This is a genomic window from Janthinobacterium sp. AD80 (assembly GCF_002878455.1).
Classification (GTDB): domain Bacteria; phylum Pseudomonadota; class Gammaproteobacteria; order Burkholderiales; family Burkholderiaceae_D; genus Janthinobacterium.
Window position 1 is genome coordinate 1 of sequence record NZ_NRDQ01000245.1, and the last position, 4317, is coordinate 4317.

General features: G+C 67.6%; 4 protein-coding genes and 1 pseudogene. 3 read left to right on the plus strand and 2 right to left on the minus strand.

Annotated elements, in window-relative coordinates:
* The 3 genes and pseudogenes from JaAD80_RS27910 to JaAD80_RS27920 all read left to right on the plus strand — a co-directional run.
* A pseudogene (locus JaAD80_RS27910) lies at window positions 1-330 on the plus strand (TetR/AcrR family transcriptional regulator); the annotation flags it as partial.
* A 98-nt stretch (window positions 331-428) separates the two neighbouring features.
* On the plus strand, window positions 429-1235 hold the full coding sequence (locus JaAD80_RS27915) for an oxidoreductase (RefSeq protein WP_102299398.1): 807 nt from the start codon (window positions 429-431) through the stop codon (window positions 1233-1235).
* 78 nt (window positions 1236-1313) lie between these two features.
* Window positions 1314-2273 carry an NADP-dependent oxidoreductase gene (locus JaAD80_RS27920; protein ID WP_102299400.1) on the plus strand — a complete coding sequence of 320 codons (960 nt, stop codon included), beginning with the start codon at window positions 1314-1316 and terminating at the stop codon, window positions 2271-2273.
* A gap of 6 nt (window positions 2274-2279) precedes the next feature.
* On the opposite strand, the gene JaAD80_RS27925 is transcribed toward JaAD80_RS27920, so the two are convergent.
* On the minus strand, window positions 2280-3062 hold the full coding sequence (locus JaAD80_RS27925) for a LytTR family DNA-binding domain-containing protein (protein ID WP_102299402.1): 783 nt from the start codon (window positions 3060-3062) through the stop codon (window positions 2280-2282).
* On the minus strand, window positions 3059-4132 hold the full coding sequence (locus JaAD80_RS27930; protein WP_102299403.1) for a sensor histidine kinase: 1074 nt from the start codon (window positions 4130-4132) through the stop codon (window positions 3059-3061). The genes JaAD80_RS27925 and JaAD80_RS27930 overlap by 4 nt, the downstream gene beginning before the upstream one ends.
* Window positions 4133-4317 lie beyond the last annotated feature (185 nt).

Consider the following 4317-nt stretch of genomic DNA (forward strand, 5'->3'; position numbering starts at 1 on the left):
CAGGCGCTGCAGGCGATGCTGGCCGCGTACCTGTCGCCCGCGCATATCGCCGCCATCGACGTGGGCTGCCCCGTCTCGGCGCTGGGCTCGGAAATGCCGCGCCAGGCGCCCGAAGTGCGGCGCGCCGCCACCATCCACATCAAGGAAATGATCGACCTGTTCGCGCGCCAGCTGCCCAACTGGGGCCAGCCGGAAGCGCACGCGCAAGCCATGGCCATGGTCTGCGCCATGATCGGCACCACCATCCTGGCGCGTGCCGTCGACGAGCCGGCCCTGTCCGAGGCGCTGTGCGCGGCCACGCTGGCGCAATGCCCGCAGGCAGACAAGTAATCCAGCGGCCCGTGGCGCCATCGCGCCGTGGGCTTTTTTTTGCAGCACAATATGACGACCGTCATATGATAACTTGCCGTCAGGCTCAGGGAACCACCATGAAAAACAAGATTGCTTTGGTCACCGGCGCCTCGTCCGGCATCGGCGCGGCCACCGCGCAGCGCCTGGCGCAGGCCGGCTATACCGTGTACGGTACCAGCCGCGGCGGGGCGCAGATCCCTGGCCAGGAATACGCCATGCTGGCGCTCGACGTGACCAGCGAGGAATCCGTGGCGGCAGCCATCGCCACCGTCATCCGGCGCGAGGGCCGCATCGACCTGCTGGTGAATAACGCCGGCTTCGGCGTGGCCCCGGCCGCCGCCGAAGAAAGTTCCATCGCACAAGCACGCGCCATCTTCGAGACGAATTTCTTTGGCGTCGTGCGCATGACCCTGGCCGTGCTGCCGCATATGCGGGCGCAGGGTAGCGGGCGCATCCTCAACATGGGTTCCGTGCTGGGCTTCCTGCCCATGCCTTACGGCGCCTTGTATGCGGCCACCAAGCACGCCATCGAAGGCTATACGGAATCGCTCGACCATGAAGTGCGCGGCTGGGGCATCCGCGCCAGCGTCATCGAACCGGCCTATACCAAGACGGCCTTCGAGGCCAATTTGCTGCAGCCGGACAACCCGCTGCCCGCCTACGAGCCGGTGCGCAGCGCCATCACGCGCCGCCTGCAAGCCATCCTGGCGGACGCAGAAGGGCCGGGCGCGGTGGCCGATACCGTCCTGCAGGCGGCGCAGGCGGGCCAGCCCAGGCTGCGCTATACGGCCGGTTCACTGGCTTCGCGCCTGCGCCTGATGCGCCGCTTCCTGCCCGCCGCGCTGATGGACGCGGGCTTGCGCAAGGATCTGCGCCTGGCGTGAACGCGGGCATCCCATTCAACCTGACCAAGAGAACAGCATGCACGCTCTGCAACTGAAAAATACGCCGGCCTCGACCATGTGGCCTTCGCCGAGGTGCCCCGCCCCGCCCTGCAAGCCGATGAGCTGCTGGTGCAGGTGCACGCCGTGGGCCTCAATCCCATCGACAACCTGATACCCAAGGGCGACTTCAAGCCCATCTTGAAAATGCGCCTGCCCGCCACCTTGGGCAGCGACCTGGCCGGCGTGGTGGTGGAAGTCGGCAGCGCCGTCACGCGCTTCAAGGTGGGCGACGCCGTGTATGCGAGCATTTTTGACACGCCACACGGCAGCCTGGCCGACTTTGCCGCCGTACCCGAGCATGCGGCCGCCCTGAAACCGGCCACGCTCGATTTCGTGCAGGCCGCATCGGTTCCCATGGTCGGCCTGACTGCCTGGCAAGCCCTGCACGAACGCATACAGCTCAAGCGGGGCCAGAAGATTTTCATCCCGGCCGGATCCGGCGGCATCGGCACCTTTGCCATCCAACTGGCGAAACACCTGGGCGCCCACGTGGCGACCACCACCAGCCCGGCCAACGTGGAGCTGGTGCGCGGCCTGGGCGCGGACGAGGTGATTGACTACAAGCGGCAGCAATTTGAAGAGGTGCTGCAAGGCTACGACGCGGTGCTGGGCACCGTGCGCGGCGATGGACTGGAAAAAGCCTTGAACATCGTCCAGCCCGGCAGCAAGGTCGTCTCGCTGATCGGCCCGCCCGACGCCGCCTTCGCCCGCGCGCGCGGCATGAACGTGGTGCTGAAACTGGTATTTGGCTTACTTAGCCGCAAGATCATCGGCCTGGCGAAACGGCGCGGCGCCCGCTATGCCTTCCACTTCGTGCGGCCCGACGGTGGCCAGCTGGCGCAGCTCGCCGCCCTGCTCGACGCGGGCAGCATCCATCCCGTCATTGACAGGGTCTTCCCGTTTGCCGAGGCGAAAGACGCCCTCGCCTATCTGGCGCGAGGCCGCGCACGCGGCAAGGTGGTGGTGCGGCTGCGCTAAAGGCCCTTACATCTGCCGGAAATGGTGCAGATAGCTGCGGCTGACGGGCAAGGTGTCGGCGCTGCCGCGCAAGTGCAGCTCCGCCGTTTCGTTGATGCCGCGCGTCACCACGCTGACATACGCGAGGTTGACGATGACGGAACGGTGGGTCTGCACGAAACGGGCCGGGTCCAGCTCTTCGCCCAGTTCCTTGATGCTCTTGCGTATCAGCGCCTCGCCCTCGTCCCAGGCCACCAGGGTGTATTTTTCTTCGGCCCGCAGGTAGCGCACCTGCTCGACGGGTATCAGGCGCACGCTGCTGCCGACGGAGGCCTTGATCCACTGCAGCCATGCGGGCGGCGCCGCGCGCTGGCCCAGCCTGCTGGCCAGCTGCTCCAGCACGTGGTCCAGCCCGTCCTCCAGTCCCTGGCCTGGCCGCAGCGGAGCGGCCAGCTGGCGCTGCAGGCGCTGCACCGTGTCCGCCAGGCGCGCGGGGTCGACGGGCTTCACCAGGTAATCGATGGCGCCCTGCTCGAAAGCCTGCAGCGCGTACTGGTCATATGCGGTGACGAACACCAGCTGCGCGCGGCGGGCCAGCGCGCGCGCCGTGGCGATGCCATCGATGCCCGGCATGCGGATGTCGAGAAAGACGATATCCGGTTGATGCAGCTCAAACAGTTCCAGCGCTTCGGCGCCATTGCGCGCGTCGCCGATGACCGTGAGCGCCGGCCACAGGGTGGCCAGGTGGCTGCGCAGGCGCTCGCGCAGCAGCGGTTCGTCGTCGGCGATCAGGGCGGAAGCTGGTTTCAAGCGGTGTCTCCTGTAAATGTGAAATGCAGTTCGGCGCGCACGCCATGCGGCGCCACCGCGTGCAGTTCGAGGCGGGCGCCGGCGCCATACACGGCCAGCAGCCGGCTGCGCACGTTTTGCAGGCCCGTGCCCGGCTGCGCCGTCTCCGCCATGCCCACGCCCGTATCGGCGACCCACACGCACATGCTGCCGCTGGCGGCGTCCAACTTGCCACCGACCTCGATACGTCCGCCATCGACGCCCGGGTCGATGCCGTGGCGCACGGCGTTTTCCACCAGGGTCAGCAGCGCCATCGGTGGAAAGCGCACGCTGGCCGAATGCGCAATGGCTGCCACGTCGAACTGCAGGCGGTCGGGCATGCGCATGTGCATCAGTTCCAGGTAGGCGCGCACCAGCTGCAACTCCTGCGCCAGGGTGGCGACTTCATCGCTCAAGCGCGGCATGGCGGCGCGCAGATAGGCGATCAGCTGGCGCAGCACCGGGCCCGCATTGGGTGAGCCGGACGCCACTAGCGCCTCGACATTGGCCAGCGTATTGAAGAGGAAATGCGGCTCGATCTGCGCCTGCAGCAGGCGCAGGCGGGCATCGAGCAACTGGCGCTCCAGGGTGTTCTGGGTCAGCTCGGTCTGCAGGCGGTCGGCCCGCTCGCGCTCGCGCCGTTCGCTGCGCATGGACAGCAGGGAAAACAGCAGGCCAAAGATAATGGCCAGTACGACCATGATGACGTGGCCGATGATGTCGGCCGTTTTCGCCATCGGCGTGGCGTACTGGCCAGGGCGCGTCGCCAGCAGGAGCACCAGGGCGGCCAGCGGAGCCGTCAGCACCACGGCGGCCACCCGCGCCGTGGACAGGGACAGCCAGCGCGGCCGCAAGGCGCCGGCCGCCGAATAGGCCAGCAGCAAGGCCGCGCCCAGGAAGCCGATGCGGCCGAACACCGCCGGGTAGGCCGTGCCGCTGAACAGATGCAGCAGCCACGACAGCAGCAAGGTAAACGCCGTCACGATCAGCGCCTGCCGCGCGGTGGGCAGGATGGCGGGCAAGCGGCGGACGGTGGCGGGCGTGGACGGCATGGCGCCACGATACCCGTGATACGTCCGCCGTTCAAGCCCTGAAAACCGCCGTTCGTCGCACGCGCGCGCGCCTTGCCGCCACTGGCCGACCGCCGCTGGCTATCTTGACGGCTGATTAACACCGTCAGGAGAAAGCCATGCCATCCGCAACTTCAGCAACTTCAGCCACACCAGCTACGCCGGCC